The following is a 20,176-nucleotide window of genomic DNA, read 5'->3' on the forward strand; positions in this document are numbered from 1 at the left end:
CGAAGGCCGGTGGAGGGGCTGCCCCAAGCTTCGGCCCAACCCCTCCACCGCGCTGCGCGCGGTCCCCCTCCCCGTTCCGGGGAGGATTAGGTCCGTCGCGCTCATCCGGTGCGCCGGTCGGACACGATGCGCCCGTCCTGCATCTCGAGGACACGGTGGCAGCGCGTGGCGAGTTCGGGATCGTGCGTGATGACGAGCAGGGTCGCGCCGGTATCGGCCTGCCGCGCGAACAGCAGGTCGAGGATGGCGTGGCCCGTCTTGCCGTCGAGATTGCCGGTCGGCTCGTCGGCGAAGATCAGTTCCGGCCGGGGCGCCATGGCGCGGGCAATGGCGACGCGCTGCTGCTCGCCGCCGGAAAGCTGGGCCGGATAATGGGTGAGGCGATGGCCGAGGCCGACCGATTCCAGCTCGGCAGCGGCGATCGGGAACGCATCCTCGGCGCCGGCGAGCTCGAGCGGAACCGCGACATTCTCGTGCGCGGTCATCGTCGGCAGCAGATGGAAGGCCTGGAGAACGATGCCGATCCGGCCGCGCCGGGCGCGGGCGAGGCCGTCCTCGTCAAGCGCCCCGAAGTCGGCGCCGGCGATTCGGATACTGCCGCTGGTGGCGCGTTCGAGGCCGGAGAGGACCGCCATCAGCGACGATTTGCCGCTGCCCGAGGGGCCGAGCAAAGCGACGCTTTCCCCCTTGGCGACCTGGAGATCGATGCCGCGAAGGATCTCCACGCGGCCGGCGCCGTTTCCCAGCGCCAGAGTGACATTCGACGCGTCGATAACGTAGGAGCTGGTCATGAAGGGAGAGATGGTCCGATGGCGTTACGGCTTGCATATGGGGTTCGCCGCCTCTTTGTCCATCTGGCGCTGCTCGTGACCCTGGGGGTTGCTGCACCGGCCGCGGCCAAGGACGTTCACATCCTGGCGTTCGGCGACAGCCTGACCGCCGGCTACGGCCTGCCCCGCGGCCAGGGATTCGCCCCGCAGCTCGAGGATGCGCTCCGCCGCAACGGCATCCGCGCGTTCGTCACCGACGCCGGGGTGTCGGGCAACACGGCGGCGCAGGGCCGGGCCCGGCTGCAATGGACTTTGGACGGTCTCAAGACCAAGCCGGACCTCGCGATCGTGGCCTTGGGCGCAAACGACATGCTGCGCGGCCTGGCGCCGGCCCAGACCCGCAAGGATTTGGACGCGATCGTCGCCGAGCTCGACCGGCGCGGGATCAAGGTGCTGATCGCCGGCATGGTCGCGGCGCCGAATCTCGGCCCGCAATATGCCAAGGACTATAACGGCATCTTCCCCGATCTCGCACGGACCTACGGGGCGGGCCTCTATCCCTTCTTCCTGGACGGCGTGGCGGGCGATCGCAGCCTCAACCTGCCGGACGGGGTCCATCCGAACTTCCAGGGGATCAAGCGGATGGTGACCGGCATCCTGCCCAAGGTAACCGAAGCGCTCGCCGACTGACGGACCTGCTCGTCATTGCGAGGAGCACAAGCGACGAAGCAATCCAGCGGCGCGGAAGCCTGGATTGCCGCGCTGCGCTCGCAATGACGGTTATGGTGCGGGTGAGGGGCTCACCAGGGCTGCAGGCGGCCGGCGGCTTCGATCACCTGGAGCGGGTCGATCGGCTCGGCGAAGGTGCCCCCGACGCGGCCGTTGCGCGACCACAGGATCTCGGCATTGACGCGATTGCCGCCGGGGAGGGTCAGCCAGACGCGGCTTCCGGCCGTGAAATAGGCGTCGCTTTCCGCCATGAAGCCGCGGCTGGAGAGATTGAGCAGGCGGGCTTCCACCGCGGTCGAGCCCAGCGCGCGCATGGCGACCTCGGCCTCCAGTGTCGCACGCGGCTCGGATCGGCGCGGCTCTGACGAGGGGTCGGCGGTGATCTTGGTCTGAAACATGTTTCTCTTCTAGGACGAAAGTCAGAGGCCGAGGACGATCTCGTGCCCGAAATTAAGGCCGATCCGCCCCTCGCGGATCCAGCGCACGAAGGCCTGGATGCGGGTGCAATTCTCGAATTGGATCGAGATCGTCTCGCCGATGCGCGGATCGATGCCACTTTCGATCATCGTGCCGCGTGAGGAGATGTTGACGACCGGCACCAGATATTCCTGGCCGCGGAAGGTGATGATGGCGCGCTCGACGACCTCGTCGTGGCGCTCTTCGCTGCGCTGGTCGACCGTGCGCTCCTGGGACCGCGTCACCAGCGTGGCGGCAAGCCCCAGCTTCCTGTCGTACATGCCCATGGTCGCCTCACCCCCAGTCGGATGAGGCGACCATGCCTAAAAGGGTTTACCGAAGTCCTACTGCCACCCCCGCAATCGTGCTGAGCCGAACGGTTTCAGTCACTTCTCCCAATAATAAGGCTGCCGCTGGCGCGTGCCGGTGACTTCCTCGTTGAGCGTAGCGGCATCGTAGAGGCGGCCGTTCAGCATCACCTTGGCGATCTTCTCGGTGTTGCGGATATTCTCGGTCGGATCGGCATCGAGGATGACGAGATCGGCGAGCTTGCCCGGCTCGAGCGAGCCGATGTCGGCAAAGCCGAGGGCGCGGGCCGGCGTGCGCGTCGCCGCCTTCAGCGCCTCGATCGGGGTCATGCCGCCGCGCACGAACGACCACATCTCCCAATGGGAGGCGAGGCCCTGCTGCTGGCCGTGGCCGCCGATCGAGACCGGCACGCCGCGGTCCGACAGCATGTCGGCGGTGCGGGCGCTGACCTGGTCGGCATAATCCTCGGCCGGCGCCTTCACGACGCGGACCATCTCCGGATTGAGGATATGGGCCGGGACGTAGCGGGTCAGCAAAGGATGCTTCCACACCTCGCTCTCCTGCAGCCAGTATGGCTCGCCGCCGGGGCCGCCATAGGTGACGCCCAGCGTCGGCGTGTAGCCGACCTTGGTCGCGCTGAAATAATCGAGCACGTCCTTGTAGAGCATCGCCTGTGGGATATTGTGCTCGAGCGTGGTGTTGCCGTCGCCGATCAGGGTGATGTCCTGGCTGAACAGCGAGCCGCCCTCGGCGACGACCGCGATATTCTCCTTGAGCGCGGCGGCGACGACCTGCTGGCGCTGGTCGCGGCGCGGCTGGTTGTAGTTCTTGATGCTGTGCGCGCCCTGGATCTTCAGGCGGCGGACGTGGGCGAGCGCATCGTCCATCCCGTCGATGACGGCATAGACGCCCGGTGCCTTCGCCCCATAGACGATCTCGCCGGTCGAGAAGGTGCGCGGCGCGACGAGAATGCCGGCGCGCTGCATTTCGGCCGCGGGGAAGATCTCGGACGAGCTGCTCGAGGGATCGTGGACGGTGGTGACGCCGAACGCGAGATGGCCGTGCGCGTCCCAATTCTGCTGCGGGATCACGTCGTCCTCGCCCTGCGCGCCGTGGGCGTGGGCATCGATGAAGCCCGGCACGATCGTCTTGCCGGCAAGGTCCACCGTCTTGGCGCCGGCCGGGATCGCGATCTCGCCGCGGCGGCCGACCGCCTTGATGCGGTTGTCCTCGACGATGACCACGCCGTCCTCGATGATGCCGCCGGCCGCGTTGGCCATCGTCACCACCTTGGCGCCGGTCAACGCGACCACGCCCTCGGGCTTGTCGGCACGGACCGGCAGCGCGAGCGAGACGCCGGTCTTGGGCGGCGCGTAGCTGCCGCCCGGCGCGGTGCGGACGATCGCGGAGACGGGCGCCTGGTAGAAGGTCGGGCCCAGCGACCAGACGAGGTTGCGGCCGTCGGCGCTCCAGTGGAGATACTGGCCGCCGTCGCCGCTCGCCTTGGTGATCGGCAAGGCGGTCGCCTTGGCGCCGATCTCGAGCGTCTTGGCGCCCTGGAAGAAGGGCATGACGAACGCGCTGTAATTTTCGCGGAAGGCGAGGTGGTCGCCGGTCGGCGCGACCTCGTAGCCGATCGCCATCTCGCCCTGGGCGTGGGTGCGTTCGTCCTTGCCGTTCCAGTCGACGCTGACCAGCTTCAGCTTCTGGTCGGCGCGCTTTTCGAAGAAGATGCGGTCGGACCCGGCGCCGAAATGCGGGTTGCCGCCGTCATTGACGAGCCGAACTGCCTCGCCGCCGGCCACCGCGACGCGGAAGATGCCGGGATTTTCGGACCAGGCGTCCGATGTCAGATAGCCGCCGCCGCCGCGCTCGAACACGATCGTCTGGCCGTCCGGCGAGAAGCGAGGCCGGCGGTAATGGCCCGGGATGTTGGTCACGGTCTTCATGCCGCTGCCGTCGGCGGCGACGGTGCGGATCTCGCCCAGGCGCTGGTCGTTCCAGCTGACGAAGACGATGCGGCTGCCGTCGCGCGACCAGCTCGGGAAGAGCTGGAAGTCGCTGTCGGAGGCGGTGAGCAGGCGGGGCGCGCCGCCGCCCTGGGCTGGCTTCACGTAGAGGCGGCCGAGGCTCTCGAACAGGACATTGCGGCCGTCCGGCGACAGCGTCGCGAAGCGCGGCATCCGGGTCGTGAAGCTGTCGGCATAGGCGTTGACGACGGGGCGCGGCGGATCGACCACATCGCGGCTGTCGGCGACCTGGAACGGGATTTCGGCGGCGCCGGAGCCGTCCAGGTTGACGCGGCGGATCTTGCCGCCGGCCCAGAAGACGACCGATTTCGAATCCGGGGTCCAGTCCATGTTCGGATAGACGCCGGTCACCGCCCAGGTCTCCTGCACGTCCTGATCGAGCGCGTCGTAGATCTTGCGCTCCTCGCCCGAGCGCAGGTCCTTCACATAGAGCTTGGACTTGGCGCGCTCGCGGTGGACGTAGGCGAGATAGCGGCCGTCGGGCGAGGGCTGCGGACGCACCGCGCCGCCCGGGCCGCCGGCGACCGTGGTGCGCTCGCCGGTCTTGAGGTCGTAGCGCTCGATCGCGAACAATTGCTGGTTCGAATTCTGGGCATATTCGAAGATCGGGCCCGAGGTGGTGTTGCGGCTGAAATAGATGCCGTCGCCCGACGGCGTGAACATCGGCTCGCCCAGTTCCTTCTGGTGCTGCGGATTGGGCCGCTCCACCAAAGCGACGCCGCCGCCGCCGCCGACATGGTACATCCAGATCTCGCCGGTGCCGAGCGAGCGGCCGGTCGTGAAATGCTTGCGCGCCGCGATATATTTGCCGTCCGGGCTCCAGGTCGGGTTGTTGAGGAGCGTGAACGTCTCCTTGGTCATCTGGCGCTTGCCCGAGCCGTCGACGTTCATGATCCAGATATTGTCGCCGCCGCCGCGGTCCGAAGTGAAGGCGATCTGCGTGCCGTCGGGCGAGAAACGCGGCTGCACCTCATAGGGCATGCCCGAGGCGATGCGGGTCGCGCGGCCGCCGGCGATCGGCAGCGTGTAGATGTCGCCCAAGATGTCGAAGGCGATGGTGCGGCCATCTGGCGAGACGTCGACGTTCATCCACGTGCCCTCGGTCGTGTTGATCGCGACCTGACGGGTCTTCATCGGCGGCGCGGCGACGTCCCATTTCTTCGCGTCCTTGGCCTTGTCCCTGTCCTGCGCGAGCGCAGTCGTGGACAGCAGGAGGAGGGAAAGCGCGGCGATGCCTTTGACCATGGATCAACTCCCGGGTGCGCCAGGACGGCGGACCTGTATTGGTGACGTAGAATGGCAAGACGCTGCAACATCGGCGGCGGCCGTGCAAGCTGCGGATTCGCGAAGACTTTCGCATGCCGTTCGTCGGAGCCGCCCGTACCATCATATGCGCATCGGCAAAAGCGGCCCGGAAGGGTGGCGCCTGATCGTCGACCTGCTCGTTCCGGAGCGCGGCGAGCCCCCCGTCGCGCCGGCTCCTGCCGAGGGAATCGCTGATCCACATTAGACGGCATCGCATTTTTCGGAACCATCCCAGCAACATGCCCGTTCGTTTCCGTACCGTCAGGAATTCGAATTGGGCCTATGACAGATCTGCAGACGACCGCTTCAAGGCTGGAGCTTTGGGGAGGAGTCGAATGTACGATCGCCCGCGTGGGCGACGTCTTTCGCGACCAGTGCCTCGAGACGGGGCACAGTCTTCGCAAGGGCGATATCGATCGCATCGCCGACCTCGGCGTCACCACCGTCCGCTATCCGATCCTCTGGGAATCGATCGCGCCGGACGCGCCGGACGATTGCGACTGGGCGTGGACCGACGAGCGGCTGCACCTGCTGCGCAAGCGCGGCGTGCGCGTAATCGGCGGCCTACTCCATCACGGCTCCGGCCCGAAATATACGAGTCTCCTCGATCCCGATTTCCCGGCCAAGTTGGCCGCGTTCGCCGCGCGCGTGGCCGAGCGTTATCCCTGGATCGAGACGTGGACCCCGATCAACGAGCCGCTGACCACCGCCCGCTTTTCCGGGCTCTACGGCCACTGGTTCCCGCACCGCCGGTCCTACCCCGCCTTCCTCAAGGCGCTGGTCAACCAGTGCCTTGGCACGAAAGCGGCGATGGCGGCGATCCGTGCCGTCATTCCCGGCGCGCAGCTGCTGCAGACCGAAGATCTCGGCAAGACCTTTTCGACCGCTCCGCTCCGTCACCAGGCGCAGCACGAGAATAGCCGTCGCTGGCTCAGCTTCGACCTGCTCTGCGGCCGCGTGCAGGGGCGCCACCCCTGGGTGCGGCTGCTGCGCGATGCCGGCATCGGCGCGGACGCGCTCGAAGCGCTCGCCACCGGGGAGGCCATGCCCGACATTCTCGGCATCAACCACTATCTCACCAGCGAACGTTTTCTCGACCACCGGCTCGCCCTCTATCCGGGCCAGCCCGTCGGCGGAAACGGGCGCCAGCGCTATATCGATGCGGAAGCGGTGCGGGTGAAGCGCCTCCATCTCGATACCGGGATCGGCCCGCGCCTGCGCGAGGCCTGGGAGCGTTACGGCATCCCGATCGCCGTCACCGAAGTCCATCACGGCTGCACCCGCGACGAGCAATTGCGCTGGTTCGCCGAAGTCTGGAAGACCGCCGGCGCGCTCCGCGACGAAGGCATGGACCTGCGCGCCGTCACGCTCTGGTCCCTGTTCGGCAATGTCGACTGGCGCTCGCTGCTGACGCGCGAGGACGGCGTCTACGACGTCGGGGCGTTCGACGCGCGCTCGCCCGAGCCGCGCCCGACCGTGATCGCGGCCGCAGCCAAGGCCTATGCGAAGGGCGAGGATTTCGACCATCCGGTGCTCGACAAGCCCGGCTGGTGGCGGAGGCCCGAGCGACTCTATCCGTGGCATGGCCCCTGCAAGGAATTGGGCGGGCACGGCCGCAAGCTGCTGATCACCGGCGCGACCGGGACGCTCGGACAGGCCTTCGCGCGCATCGCGGAACATCGTGGCCTGCCCTTCTGCCTCACCAGCCGCGCCGAGCTCGACATCACCGACGAGGCGTCGATCCGCGCCGCCATCGCGCGCTTCGAGCCCTGGGCGATCGTCAACGCGGCCGGCTTCGTCCGGGTCGCCGATGCGGAAAATGAGCGCGAAGCGTGCCTTGCCGCCAATGCGGCCGGGCCGCAGAAGCTGGCGCGCGCCTGCACGGACGCAGGCCTGCGGCTCGTCACATTCTCGTCGGATCTCGTGTTCGACGGCAAGCTGGGCCGCGCCTATACTGAAACCGATCCGGTGGCGCCGGCCAATGTCTATGGCCTCAGCAAGGCCGAAGCCGAACAGCATGTCCTCGGCATCGCCGAGCAGGCGCTCGTGATCCGCACCAGCGCCTTCTTCGGCCCGTGGGACAAATATAATTTCGCCTGGCACACGCTGAGCGCCCTCGCGCGCGGCGAGCAGGTGCGGGCCAGCCGCAACGTCGACGTTTCGCCGACCTACGTGCCGGATCTCTGCCACGCCGCGCTCGACCTGCTGATCGACGGCGAGACCGGGCTCTGGCACCTCGCCAACCAGGGCAAGCTAAGCTGGTACGAATTTGCCCACGGCGTCGCCGAGCGCGTCGGCTACGATCCCGCGCTGATCGTGCCGACGGAAAGCGATCCGGCGATCACCGCACTATCGAGCGGCCGCGGCCTGCTGCTGCGCCCGGTGAATCACGCGATCGACGAATATTGCGAAGGCATACGCAGCGCCTTCAGGGAAGCGGCCGAATAGAAGCCGCTTCCCGAGGCGTCTTCACTCGGCCGCTTCGGTCCAGACCCGTTGCGTCGGCTGCTTGGCTTGGCGCTTGGCGTCGAGTTTGCGGAACGCGGCGAGCGCCTGCCCGACCACCTGGTCCATATTGTAGTAGCGGTAGGTCGCGAGCCGGCCCACGAAGGTGACGTTCGGCGTCGCGTCGGCCAGCGCTTCATATTGCTTGAACAGAGCCTGGTTCTCCGGCCGCGGGATCGGGTAATAGGGATCGCCCTCCGCCGACGGGTATTCGTAGGTGATGCTGGTCGTCGGATGCTGCTGCCCGGTCAGATGCTTGTATTCGGTGATGCGGGTATAGGTCACCTTCGGGTCCGGATAGTTCACCACCGCCACCGGCTGCATCCATTCCTCGTCGCGCACTTCATGCTCGAAGCGCAGGCTGCGGTAAGGCAGCTTGCCGAAGCGGAAGCCGAAATATTCGTCGATCGGACCGGTGAAGATCGTGTGGCCGGCATCGATCTCGGCCATCACGTCCTGATAGTCGGTCGAAAGCAGCACATCGATGTTCGGATGGTCGAGCATCGCGTTGAACATGGCAGTGTAGCCGTCCGCCGGCATGATCTGGTGCTTGTCGCCGAAATAACGGTCGTCGGTGTTGGTCCGTGTCGGGACGCGCGAGGTCACCGACTTGTCGAGCTGGCTCGGGTCGAGGCCCCATTGCTTGCGCGTATAGCCCTGGAAGAAGAGCTCGTAGAGCTCGCGGCCGACCGCGGAGATAACCACATCCTCGGACGTGACGATCTCGTCGACCGGCTCGGCGCGCGACGCGAGATAGGCCGCGGCCTCCTCGTCGGTCTGGAGATCGAGCCCGAACAATGCGTTCAGCGTCGTCCGGTTGATCGGGATCGGCACGAGCTGGCCGCGAACCTGCGCCAGAACGCGATGCTCGTACGGGCGCCATGCCGTGAACTGCGACAGGTAATCGACGATCTCGTCGCTGTTGGTGTGGAAGATGTGGGGTCCGTACTGATGGATCAGCACGCCCGCTTCGTCCTTATGATCGTACGCGTTGCCGGCGACGTGCGGGCGCTTGTCGATGACGAGGACGCGGGCATCGTGCTGGCTGGCAAGCCGCTCGGCGAGCACCGAGCCGGCGAAGCCTGCGCCCACGACGAGATAGTCATATTGCTTCCTGGCGCCGCTCGTGACGACGCGCGGGCCGGCCGCGGGGATGGTGACTGCCTCGCGGACGAGGCCGGACATGCGGGCGAAGGTGATGTCCCAGCTCAGATTGGCGAGCTTGGCATCGACGCCGTCGAGCCACTCATTCTCGCCCTGCGCCAGTTCGAGCGCGTCCTCGCAGGCTGCGATGAATGCCTCAGGGCCGTCGGCGATGAAGACGGCGTCGAGATCACTATAGTGGCGTATCACGTCGGTGATCGGGGTCGAGACCACCGGCCGACCGCCCGCCAGATATTCGGGCGTCTTGGTCGGCGAGATGAACTTGGTCGAATCGTTGATCGCAAACGGCATCAACGCGACGTCCCAGCCGCCGAGATAGGCGGGCAGTTCGTCATATTGCTTGCCGCCGAGATAATGAATGTTGGCGCGCTGCGGCAGGTCGGCGGGATCGATCTTCACGACCGGACCGACCATGACGATCGACCATTCGGGATGCGCGTCGGCAAGCGCCGCAACCAGCTCCAAATCCATGCGCTCGTCGACAACGCCGTAGAAGCCGAGCCGCGGCCCCGCGATTTCCGCTTGGTCGGCCGGCTGCTTGCCGCCGGCGCGTGCCTGGGCGAAATGGGCGCGATCGACGCTCGAGGGGAAAGGATGGACGTTGGGATGACGGTCCTTCTTGGCCTCGTAGAGGCTGTAGCCCCCGGTGAAGACAACGTCGGCGGCCGCGAACAGCTCGCGCTCAAGCTCAAGCAATTGCGGCGGTGCAAAACGGAAATTGGCGAGCTCGTCCATGCAGTCATAGACCGTCGCCGCCGCCGCGATATGCCGCGAGAAGGGCAGCATCATCGGTGTGTAATACCAGCGCACCAGCGGCCCCTGCTCGCCGGCGAGAAATGCGTCGAGCAGGGTCTTCACGGTCGCGATCCGTTCCGCGTCGCTCAGATTTTCGGGCAATGTCGGGGTCGCGACGACGACGCCGGTCTCGGCGCAGGTCCGTACGCTCAGCGCCGCTTCGCAGTCCGGCAAGGCATTCTCAGGTTCTTCCCAATAGATCACGCGCCGGTCGAGAGCGAAGCGGCTCATCAGATGCTGCGGGCGCTGAAAGACGAAATTCCACCGCAGGTGCGAAAAGCAGATGATGCCGTGGTCGGACGAGCGGAGGGCGGAAGATTTGTCGAGCCCATTGGATGGGGCGCCTGAGAAGCTGATCAATGTAAACCCCTGATGAACGAAGGACATTTCGGACAACGTCATGGGGGAGGGCAGGTTCCCGCGGACCGCGCTAATCTGGGTTAGATTCGCGACCGTTCTAATGGGAACTCGGACAAAGCGATCTTCTTCGCACGTGCAGCATTCACTCCTTGCCGTCGAATGCGGACCGGAGTTCGTCCAGCCACGGCGCCGCCGTCCCGTCGGACGGGGCCCGCCAGTCGCCGCGCGGGCTCAAGGATCCGCCCATCGAGACCTTGGGCGAATTGGGCAGGGCGCTGCGCTTGAATTGGCTGGTCTTGAAGAACCGCCAAAGAAACTCCTCCAGCCATTTCCGGATGGTAGGTAGATCGTAAGCGCGCTTCAGATGATCCGGATAGGCGATCGGCCACAGCCCCTGCGAAGCGTCGTGCCAGGCCTGCCAGGCGAGGAACGCCACCTTCGAGGGCGGCTGGCCCGAGCGCAGGATATGGAACAGGAAGAAATCGTGCAGCTCGTAGGGGCCGATCTTGTCCTCGGTCGACTGGATCTCCCCGGCCTCGTCGGCGGGCACCAGTTCGGGCGAGATCTTGGTCTCCAGGATGGCGGTGAGGATGCGGTTGGTCTCGGCGTCGAACTGGCCGGAGCGGACCGCCCAGCGCACCAGATATTGAATCAACGTCTTGGGCACGCCGGCATTGACGCCATAATGGCTCATATGGTCACCGACGCCGTAGGTGCACCAGCCGAGCGCGAGTTCGGAGAGGTCGCCGGTGCCGACCACGAAGCCGCTGCGCTGGTTGGCGAGGCGGAACAGATAGTCGGTGCGCAGTCCGGCCTGCACATTCTCGAACGTGATGTCGTAGACCGCTTCGCCCTTCGCGAACGGGTGGCCCATGTCGGCCAGCATCTGGCGCGCGGCGGGGGTGATGTCGATCTCCTCACCCACGATGCCGAGCGCGTTCATCAGCGCCCAGGCATTGCTCTTGGTGGCCTCGCCGGTGGCGAAGCCCGGCATGGTGAAGCCGAGGATGGTCGATCGCGGCAGGCCGAGCAGGTCGCAGGCCTTGGCGGCGACGATCAAAGCATGCGTTGAATCGAGGCCGCCCGAGACGCCGATGACGAGGTGCTTGCCGCTGGTCGCTGTGAAGCGCTTGGCGAGACCCTGGACCTGGATGTTGAACGCCTCGTAGCAATCCTGGTCGAGTTGCTCGGGCCGGTTGGGGACATAGGGGAAACGGCGCAGCTTGCGCTCGAAGCCAATATCGGCGGGCGTGACGCCATGGTCGAAGTGGATGCGCCGCGCGGTCTTTTCGGGGTGGCCGGCGGCGACGGCATTGTCGTTGAAGGTCGGCATCCGCATCCGCTCGAGCCGCAGCCGCTGCGCGTCGATGTCGGCGACGCACAGCTCCGGTTCCCAGTCGAAACGTCCGGATTCGGCGAGCAGCTCGCCCATCTCGTAGATCGAGCCCTGCCCGTCCCATGCCAGATCTGTCGTGCTCTCGCCCGGGCCTGAGGCAGCGTAGACGTAAGCCGCGCAGCAGCGGTTCGACTGCGAGGCGCATAGCAATTTGCGCTCGTCCGCCTTGCCGATCGTGATGTTCGATGCGGAGAGGTTGCAGAGGATGAGTGCGCCGGACAGTGCGCCGACCGTCGAAGGCGGCTGCGGCGCCCAATAATCCTCGCAAATCTCGACGTGGAAGATGAAGTCGGCAAGATCCTCGGCAGCGAAGATGAGGTCGGTGCCGAACGGCACGGTCTGACCGGCAAGGGCGACGTCGATGCCGTTGAGGCCGATACCCGACACGAACCAGCGCTTCTCGTAATATTCGCGGTAATTGGGGAGGAAGCTCTTGGGCACGACGCCGAGGATGCGGCCGCGCGAGAGGACGAGCGCGCAATTGTAGAGCCGGCCGTTGCGGCGGATCGGGGCGCCGACCGCCAGCACCGGCGCCAGGTCCGCCGTGCGCCGGCAGATTTCGGCGATCCCCTCTTCGACAGCATCGAGGAAGGCCTCCTGCAGGAACAAATCGTCGACCGCGTAGGAGGAGACGTTGAGCTCCGGAAAGACGACGAGGTCGACGCCGCGGTCATGGGCCTGCTGGGCCATCAGCACGCTCTGCTCGACGTTCATGGCCACATCGCCGGCCGAAGCGGCCGGCGTGGCCGCGGCGACGCGGACGAAGCCGTGGCGGTGGATCGCCTCGAAAGGTGCCTTCGCCGCCATCACAGCATCTCCATCATCATCTCGACCGCCACCTTCATGCATTTGATCCGCGTAGCACCCCGCCCGCCCGGACCAAAATGCTCCTCGCGATGCGCCGTCTTCCGCCCGGCCCGCGCGCAGCCGAAATGGACCAGGCCCGGCTCCTCCCCTTTGTCGGCGAAGCCGGTGACGGAGAGGGCGATGTTCGCGCGCGAGCGCTCCAGCGCGCCCTCGGCCATCGCGATCGCGACCTCGCGGGAGACTGCCCCCTTTTGCTCGATGAGGTCGAGCGGGACGCCGAGCATCTCGGCCTTGGCATCGTTGGTGTAGGTGACGAAGCCGCGATCGAACGCATGCGCGACACCCTGCACGTCGGTCAGCAAGGATGCCAGCATGCCGCCGGTGCAGCTCTCGGCGGTGACGAAGCTGATGCCGCGCTCGCACGCCTTCTCGAGTAGGCGCCGGGTCGCCTCCTCGGTCTCGTTCGGAATGACGGGGGAAAGTGTCTCGGTGTCGTTCACGCTTCATCCTCGGCTGCTCGGCGGCGGAACCGGCGCGTCATTCCGAATGTTCCCCCAGCGCAATCAGGAGGCATTAAATGGTCACCCCCACCAAACAAGATGCGCTGCAGCTTCTCGCCGAGGATCACCGCCGCGTCGAAGGACTGTTCGAACAATTCGAGAAAGCGTCGGCCGACGGCCGCAAGGAGAAGATCGCCCGCGAAATCTGCACCGAGCTCAAGGTTCACGCCATGATCGAGGAGGAGATTTTCTATCCCGCCCTGCGCGGCAAGATCGACGACGACGACCTCGACGAGGCCATGGTCGAGCATGACGGCGCTAAGGTGCTGATCAACGAGATCGAGGCCGGCGGACCCGACGACGATTATTACGACGCCAAGGTGAAGGTCCTCCAGGAGCAGATCGAGCACCATGTGAAGGAGGAAGAGAAGCAGCACGGCAACATCTTCACCCAGGCACGCCATGTCGACGTCGACCTGGAGACGCTCGGCGAGCAGATGGCCGCGCGCAAGGCGGAATTGATGGAGATCGCGCAAACCAAGGGGCTTCCGCCCGCACGGCCCGCGACGATGGAGGCGCTCTGACCATGGCCGAATGGAACAGGAATGCCGCGCTCGTCACCGGCATCGGCGCAGCCTGCGCGGCGGGGCTCGGCTTCGTCGCGACCCGTCTGTGGCGCAGCCGTGGCGGGACTGGCGAGGAAGGCGGCCGACCCGCGCCGGCGTTGCGTCACGAGCGCCCGCCCGGCCCGGTCGGCAATAGCGGCAACGTACGGCCGGCCGGCCGCTCGACCATGCGCGACCCCCCAAGGACGTGGGACGAAGTCGACGAGGCGTCGGACGAAAGCTTCCCGGCGAGCGATCCGCCCAACCTCAGCCCGCGCGTCGATTAGGTCAGCTGGTTTCCGAGAAAGGCCAATTGGCCGGCGGGGCATTGTCCTCGCTGGTCATTGGCCGCCACTGACCATGCTCGATCCGCAGCATGGGCACGCCGCACCAGCGGCACGAACTCTTGTACCCCAGATAATGGTGCCGAACCTTCTTGAGCGACCTGTGGTGGCCGAACAGTTGGCAGAAAATATGCATAGCCTCACCCTCCGCCCCCTGCGAATACCGTAATTTTACTAGCATAGGTTGGGACGGCGGTAAACGGGCCGCTAACGACGTCGCGAGACGGGGATGTCCTTATCTGGGCCAGCTTCCAGGATGGTCTCGCGCGCTTTTACCAGTTCGCGCATCGCTTTGGCGGTGGCCACGCCCCAGACGACGTGCGCGGCGAGCATCAGCAGGTTCCGCCGCGGTGGGTGATCGTCCGCGGGCTTGAGCAGACCCACGGCGGGGATCCAGCCCATATAGGAGCCGAGCCACACGCCGACTCCCGCCGCGCCGCCCGCGACCGGCCCGAGCGAGGCATTCGCTACCCCAAGCACCGCCCCCGATGCGGCGCCGTAAAGAAAGTGGGCCGCGGTCGTCACGTCCTTCGCCGCTTCGTTGCCCAGGGGCACATCCACCGCATCGGCCATTGAATCGATGATCTCTCGGGGCGTGAGCGGGTAACGCTCGGCGCGTGGCAGTTGCTCGTGCATGCGCCGCATCGCTGCGGTCATGGCGAGCGTCCCGGCGAAGCCCGCAATCGCACCAATCAGCATTCGGCTGCCGACCCCGAGGTCCCTGTCCCTGTTCAATCCCTGTCTCCGGCCGTGCAATCGTGGGCCGAAAACCTACCACAGAAGCGAGCGCAAGGAAGCCGAAGGCTGGGAGGCCGCGCAGCGCGCGATCCTCCGCTGGTCGCACCTTAGAGGTCGACGCCCTGGGCGATCGCCTCGAGCTTGCGCAGGCGCTCCTTCAAATTGGCCATGTCGATGCGGATGCCGGGCGCGAGGTCGGGCGTCTCGCGCTCGCTCTCCTGCCGCGCCGCGATCTCGAAACGCTTGAGATCGAGCCAGCCGCGCCAGGCGCGGAGGGAGGCGAAGGCGACGGTACCGGTGATGGCGAGGGCGGCTGCGGCCCAGATGATGGCGCTCATGAATGGTCCTATTCGTAGCGAAGAGCGTGGATGGGATTGGTGCGGGCGACACGGAGAGCGTGGCCGGCGATGGTCGCCAGCGCGATCAGCAAAGCGAGCAGGCCGGCGAGGACGAATGGCCCGGGCGTGAGCGCGATGCGGGCGTCGAAGCCGTTGAGCCAGTCGCGCATCACCCACCATGCGACCGGCCAGGCGACGAGGTTCGCCAGCACGACCGGCTTGGAGAATTGCCAGGCGAGCAGCTGCACGATGTCGCGCGCGGTCGCGCCGAACACCTTGCGGATGCCGATCTCCCGCGTGCGCCGCTCGGCGGTGAAGGCGGCGAGCCCGTAGAGGCCGAGGCAGGCGATCAGGATGGCGAGCATGGCGAAGCTGCCGAACGTCTGGCCGCGCGCCACGTCGGCGCCGTAGAGGCCGGCGAGCTTGTCGTCCGCAAAGAAGGCCTCGAACGGCACCTCGGGCAGCAGGCGGCGCCAGATCTGCTCGACCTTCGCGCGCAGCGCGCCGGGGTCCGTCGCCTCGAACCGGGCGACCAGCCAGCGATAATAGCCGTCGTCGTAGAAGATCGTGGGCTCGACCGCCTCGCGGACCGAGCGGAAGCGGCTGTCGCGGGCCACGCCGACGATGGTGGCCGGGACGGGACCTATCTCCTCACCGAAGACCGGGATAGCGATCTGCCGCCCGACGGCGGCGGCCGGCTTATCGAAGCCGAGCAGCTTCACGGCGCTTTCGTTGACGACGATGTTGAGACCGCGCGCGGCGATGGCCCGCTCCGCGGCCTCGGCCGCCGCCTCGTCCTCATAATCGACATAAGCCTTGTCGTTGGCATAAGCCGCCGAGAGCTTGCGGCCCGCGGCCATGCCGATCCGCATCGTGTCGAAGAAGCCCGGCTCGACGCTGTACCAGCCGAGCTTGACCGGTTCCGGCCGCCCCGGGACCGACGCCACGGTGAAGAAGGTCGGTCCTTCGGCCGGGATGATCCGGGTGGCGGAGACGCTCGTCACGCCGTCCAGGGCCGCGATCTCGCGCGCCAAGGTCTCGCGGACCTGGCGCACTTGCGGGTCACGCAGCCCGCCGACCGTCAGCAGGCCCTCGCGCTCGTAGCCCGGATCGACCGTGCGGGCGAAGATGGTCTGGTGATAGACGACCGCGGTGCACGCGATCAGGCCGATCGACACGGCGAACTGCGCGACCACCAGCAGGTTGCGGATGCGGCCGCTGCCCTGGGCGTCGGTCGAGGCGCAATTGGCCTTGAGCACGGCGGCGGGCTGGAAGCGCGACAGGTGGAAGGCCGGGTAGAAACCGCCGGCGAGCCCGACCAGCAACGTGAGCGCCGCCACCGGCAGGAGCAGACCGTCGCGGCCAAGATAATGGATGTCGAGATCGGCATCGAGGAAGCGGGAGAAGGCCGGCAGCGCCAGCTCGAGCAAGGCCAGTGCGATCAGCATCGCGGCAGCCACCAGCGCCATCGATTCGCCGAGGAACTGTGCGATCAGCTGGCGCCGCCGCGCGCCAAGCACCTTGCGGACCGCCACTTCGCGGGCGCGCTGGCTGGCGCGCGCGGTGGCGAGATTGACGAAATTGACGATCGCCATGCCGAGGATGAGCAGGGCCACGATCGTGAAGGTGGCGAGGGTGGCGCGATCGTTGCCGGGTCGGTCGCCGTCCTGGGCCGGACCGAGATGGATGTCGCGGACGTTGACGAGCCGCCAGTCGGTCGACGCCCCGATGTCCGATCCGCCGATGTCGCGCGGCGGCACGTTGCGCTTTTCCCAGGCCTGCATCTGGCCGTTGACCGTCGCGACGTCGGCGCCGGCACGGAGCCTGGCATAGGCAAAGCCGTTGACACAGCCCCAGGCGCAATCGTCTTCCTCGGCCGAGTTGAAGCGGCGGACCATCCGCAGGTCCATGTGGCTGTTCTTCGGCAGGTCCTCGAACACGCCGGTCACGCGCAGATCATATTTCTCGCCGCCCCGCGTCGTCGTCAGCGTGCGGCCCAGCGCGTCCGCCGTGCCGAACAGGCGCATTGCTTCGGCGCGGCTCAAAGTGACGCTGTCGGTCGCCGCGAGCGCGGTGGCCGCGCTGCCATGCAGGAAGGGGAGTTGGATGATCCGGAATAAGCCGGGATCGGCCGCGGCGGCTTTCTTGACGGTCAGCGCACCGCCGTCGCGCAGCACGACGATGTCGTCGGTCTCCAGCTTCGCGATCGTCTCGATCTGCGGAAAATCCTTGGCCAGCGCCGCCGCCACGGGACGCGTCACCGCCTGCATGTCGAGCTTCTCGCCGGTGCTCGGATCGGTGCCGAACGTCTGGACCTGGAACACGCGATCGGCGTCCGGCAGCCATCGGTCGTAGCTCATCTCGTAGCGGACGTAGAGCAGGAGAAGCAGGCAGGCGGCGAGGCCGGTGGCGAGCCCGAACAGATTGATGAAGGCGTAGGTCCGGCTCCGCGTCAGCGACCGGTATCCGGCGGCCAGGTAATTTCTCCACATCGCCCGCCTCCTATTCGTAGCGCAGAGCGTGGATCGGATTGGCGCGTGCCACCCGGAAGGCGTGGCCGGCGATCGTGCCGATCGCAATCACGAGCGCGAGGCCGCCGGCGAGCAGGAACGGGGTCGGCGACAGGCCGATACGGGCGTCGAAGCTGTTCAGCCAGTCGCGCATCACCCACCAGGCGACCGGCCAGGCGATGATGTTGGCGATGATCACCGGCTTGGAAAATTGCCAGGCGAGCAGGCGCACGATGTCGCGGCTGCGCGCGCCGAGAACCTTGCGGATGCCGATCTCCTTGGTGCGGCGCTCGGCGGTGAAGGCGGCGAGGCCGAACAGGCCGAGGCAGGCAACGATCACGGCGAGTACCGCAAAGCCGGCGAAGGTCTTCGCCCGCGCTTCCTCGGCGTCGTAGAGCTCGCCCATGATGTCTTCGCTGAACTTGGCGTCGAACGGAACGTCGGTGGTGATGCCCTTCCAGACGCGCTCGACACCGCTGCGGACGGGCCGCGGATCGCCGCTGTAGCGGACAATCATGTGGGTGTGGCCGCTGTTCCAGTTGGAGAACATGATCGGGTCGAGCGGCAGCTTGACCGAGCGGAAGCGTGAATCCCGGACCACGCCGATGATCGTCACCGGCACCAGCCCGATCTCGTTGTCGACGACCGCCGCCTTCAGCGTCTTGCCGACCGCCTCCTGCGGGCTCTTGAAGCCGAGCCGCTGGGTCGCGAGTTCGTTGATCACGATGTTGCCGCCGCGCTGTGCCATCGCCCGCTGCGCGCCATCGTCCGGCGGATAAGGGAGGGTCATGTCGTCCATCGGCCGCCCTTCCTCGAACCAGCGGCCGGCGGCGAGCGTGAGACCCATCGCGTCGCGGAAGCCCTCGTCGACCTGATAGGTGCCGATCGTGATCGGGTCGGTGCGCCCGGGCACCATGAAGCCGGTATTGTTGTTATTGTCGGTGGCGACGCCGATCGTGGTGCGGCCGACGGCCTGCACGCCCGGCACGCGCCGCGTGCGCTCGGCGATCATCTCGCCCTTGTCGATCAACTGATAGCGGCTGAGCTCGTCGACCTGGAGGATATGGTCGCGCTTGTAGCCGGGATCGACGGTGCGGGCGTAGACGGTCTGGCCGTAGACGATGGCGGTGCAGATGATGAGCCCGATCGACACTGCGAACTGCGCGACCACGAGCGCGTTGCGCAACCGGCCGGTTCCAGGAGTCTCGGCCGAGGACTGGTTGGCCTTCAGCACCGAGGCCGGCTGGAAGCGCGAGAGGAAGAAGGCCGGGTAGAGTCCGCCCAGCACGCCCACCACCAGCACGAGCAGCAGCACCGGCAGCAGGATGCCTTCCGCGCCGAAATAGCTCACGTTGATGTCGGCCTCGAGGAAGGCCGAGAATGGCGGCACCAGCAATTCGACAAGGGTCAGCGCGATCAGCATCGAGACGATCGCGATCATCACCGATTCCGCGGTAAACTGGACGATCAGCTGCCGCCGGGTCGCGCCGAGCACCTTGCGCAGCGCCACCTCGCGGGCGCGCTGGCTGGCACGGGCCGTGGCGAGGTTGGTGAAGTTGACCACCGCCATGCCCAGGATCAGGACGGCGATCACCGCGAAGGTGGTGATCGTGGTGCGGTCGTTGCCCGGCGCCATCGCGCCCGCCTGGGCCTTGCCGAGATGGACGTCCTTGACGTTGACGATGTGCCAGTCCTGGTCGTCGCCGGCGTTGAACCGCGCCTCGCCCGCACTCTCGTCGGGGATGTTGCGCTTCTCCCACGCCGGGAAGCCGGACTGGATCGCGGACGCGTCGGCCCCAGGCCGCAATTTCACATAGACATGGCCGTTCTGGCAGCCCCAGCAGGTCAGCACGTCGGGCGTGTCGTAATTGTAGCCGGCGAAGTCGAGCCGGGCGAGGCCGGTCAGCTTGAGGTGGGAGTTCTTGGGCAGGTCCTGGAGCACGCCGGTGATGCGGAACTCGCGGGTTATGCCGCGGGTGATGAAGCTCAATGTCTTCCCCACCACGTCGTCGGTGCCGTAGCGCTTCACCGCCTCGGAGCGGGTCAGCACGGCGGTGTTGACCTGGCCGAGCGCGTCGCGGCTGCCGCGCACCAGCGGCAGCGGCACCACGCTCAGGAAATCATTGTCGACGAAGAGGAAGTCTTCGGTCGACGAAGCCTGCCCGTCCTTGGTGAAGACGGGATTGTTGTTCCAGACGTAGACTTGCTGCTCGACCTCGGGGAAATCCTTCTTGATCGCCGTGCCGGAGGCGTACGGAGTCATCTGGAGCTGGGCTTCCTCGCCCGTCTCGCTCGATTTGTACCAGCTCTGGATCTGGTAGATCCGGTCGGAATCCGGGATCCACTTGTCGTAGCTCATCTCGTAGCGGACATAGAGCAGGATCATCAGGCAGGCGGCCATGCCGATGGCGAGCCCGAGGATGTTGATGAAGGCGTAGGTCCGGCTCTTAGCGAGGGCGCGGACGCCCACCGTCAGATAATTCCGCCACATCGTTCGGTCCCCTTCCTGTCTGGT

16 protein-coding genes are annotated in these 20,176 nt (G+C 66.7%); 4 read left to right on the forward strand and 12 right to left on the reverse strand.

What is annotated here, in order from left to right; genetic code table 11:
• Positions 1-101: 101 nt before the first annotated feature.
• The gene (locus SH591_RS08060) at positions 102-791 is read right to left on the reverse strand and encodes an ABC transporter ATP-binding protein (protein ID WP_322831033.1); all 690 of its coding nucleotides are present in this window, start codon (positions 789-791) and stop codon (positions 102-104) included.
• An 18-nt stretch (positions 792-809) separates the two neighbouring features.
• Here SH591_RS08060 and SH591_RS08065 point away from each other — a divergent pair, with 18 nt between their 5' ends.
• A complete protein-coding gene (locus tag SH591_RS08065) occupies positions 810-1,460 on the forward strand; it encodes an arylesterase (protein ID WP_324751274.1) in 651 nt (216 codons plus the stop codon).
• 110 nt (positions 1,461-1,570) lie between these two features.
• Here the strand turns inward: SH591_RS08065 and SH591_RS08070 are convergent, their stop codons facing one another.
• From SH591_RS08070 to SH591_RS08080, 3 genes are all read right to left on the reverse strand, one after another.
• Positions 1,571-1,897 (reverse strand): hypothetical protein, encoded by a 327-nt coding sequence (locus SH591_RS08070; RefSeq protein ID WP_322831035.1) that lies wholly within the window; start codon positions 1,895-1,897, stop codon positions 1,571-1,573.
• Between the two features lie 21 nt (positions 1,898-1,918).
• Positions 1,919-2,236, reverse strand: coding sequence for a PilZ domain-containing protein (locus SH591_RS08075; RefSeq protein WP_322831036.1), 318 nt, complete (start codon positions 2,234-2,236; stop codon positions 1,919-1,921).
• A 105-nt stretch (positions 2,237-2,341) separates the two neighbouring features.
• On the reverse strand, positions 2,342-5,539 hold the full coding sequence (locus tag SH591_RS08080; RefSeq protein WP_324751275.1) for an amidohydrolase family protein: 3,198 nt from the start codon (positions 5,537-5,539) through the stop codon (positions 2,342-2,344).
• Between the two features lie 342 nt (positions 5,540-5,881).
• On the opposite strand from SH591_RS08080, the gene SH591_RS08085 reads away from it, so the two are divergent.
• Entirely contained in the window at positions 5,882-8,047 is a 2,166-nt protein-coding gene (locus tag SH591_RS08085; RefSeq protein ID WP_324751276.1) for a family 1 glycosylhydrolase, read from the forward strand.
• A gap of 21 nt (positions 8,048-8,068) precedes the next feature.
• Here SH591_RS08085 and glf read toward each other — a convergent pair whose 3' ends face one another.
• From glf to SH591_RS08100, 3 genes are all read right to left on the reverse strand, one after another.
• On the reverse strand, positions 8,069-10,294 hold the full coding sequence (gene glf / locus SH591_RS08090; RefSeq protein WP_324751277.1) for a UDP-galactopyranose mutase: 2,226 nt from the start codon (positions 10,292-10,294) through the stop codon (positions 8,069-8,071).
• A gap of 271 nt (positions 10,295-10,565) precedes the next feature.
• On the reverse strand, positions 10,566-12,626 hold the full coding sequence (locus SH591_RS08095; RefSeq protein WP_324751278.1) for an NAD(+) synthase: 2,061 nt from the start codon (positions 12,624-12,626) through the stop codon (positions 10,566-10,568).
• Positions 12,626-13,126, reverse strand: a complete 501-nt coding sequence (locus tag SH591_RS08100; protein ID WP_324751280.1) for a CinA family protein — start codon at positions 13,124-13,126, stop codon at positions 12,626-12,628. The genes SH591_RS08095 and SH591_RS08100 overlap by 1 nt, the downstream gene beginning before the upstream one ends.
• Before the next feature lie 77 nt (positions 13,127-13,203).
• Between SH591_RS08100 and SH591_RS08105 the strand changes: the two genes are divergently transcribed.
• Together SH591_RS08105 and SH591_RS08110 are read left to right on the forward strand one after the other, a co-directional pair.
• A complete protein-coding gene (locus tag SH591_RS08105) occupies positions 13,204-13,710 on the forward strand; it encodes a hemerythrin domain-containing protein (RefSeq protein WP_324751281.1) in 507 nt (168 codons plus the stop codon).
• A gap of 2 nt (positions 13,711-13,712) precedes the next feature.
• Complete coding sequence (locus SH591_RS08110) at positions 13,713-14,018, forward strand: hypothetical protein (RefSeq protein WP_324751282.1); 306 nt, start codon at positions 13,713-13,715, stop codon at positions 14,016-14,018.
• Between the two features lies 1 nt (position 14,019).
• Here the strand turns inward: SH591_RS08110 and SH591_RS08115 are convergent, their stop codons facing one another.
• The 5 genes from SH591_RS08115 to SH591_RS08135 all read right to left on the reverse strand — a co-directional run bounded on the left by SH591_RS08115 (position 14,020) and on the right by SH591_RS08135 (position 20,152).
• On the reverse strand, positions 14,020-14,211 hold the full coding sequence (locus tag SH591_RS08115) for a hypothetical protein (RefSeq protein WP_324751283.1): 192 nt from the start codon (positions 14,209-14,211) through the stop codon (positions 14,020-14,022).
• Positions 14,212-14,282: 71 nt separating this feature from the next.
• A complete protein-coding gene (locus SH591_RS08120) occupies positions 14,283-14,774 on the reverse strand; it encodes a hypothetical protein (RefSeq protein ID WP_324751284.1) in 492 nt (163 codons plus the stop codon).
• Between the two features lie 146 nt (positions 14,775-14,920).
• Entirely contained in the window at positions 14,921-15,151 is a 231-nt protein-coding gene (locus SH591_RS08125) for a hypothetical protein (RefSeq protein ID WP_322831047.1), read from the reverse strand.
• A gap of 8 nt (positions 15,152-15,159) precedes the next feature.
• Positions 15,160-17,643 (reverse strand): ABC transporter permease, encoded by a 2,484-nt coding sequence (locus SH591_RS08130; protein WP_324751285.1) that lies wholly within the window; start codon positions 17,641-17,643, stop codon positions 15,160-15,162.
• Between the two features lie 10 nt (positions 17,644-17,653).
• Positions 17,654-20,152 carry an ABC transporter permease gene (locus SH591_RS08135; RefSeq protein WP_324751286.1) on the reverse strand — a complete coding sequence of 833 codons (2,499 nt, stop codon included), beginning with the start codon at positions 20,150-20,152 and terminating at the stop codon, positions 17,654-17,656.
• Positions 20,153-20,176 lie beyond the last annotated feature (24 nt).

The organism is Sphingomonas sp. LY54, assembly GCF_035594035.1.
GTDB lineage: Bacteria > Pseudomonadota > Alphaproteobacteria > Sphingomonadales > Sphingomonadaceae > Allosphingosinicella.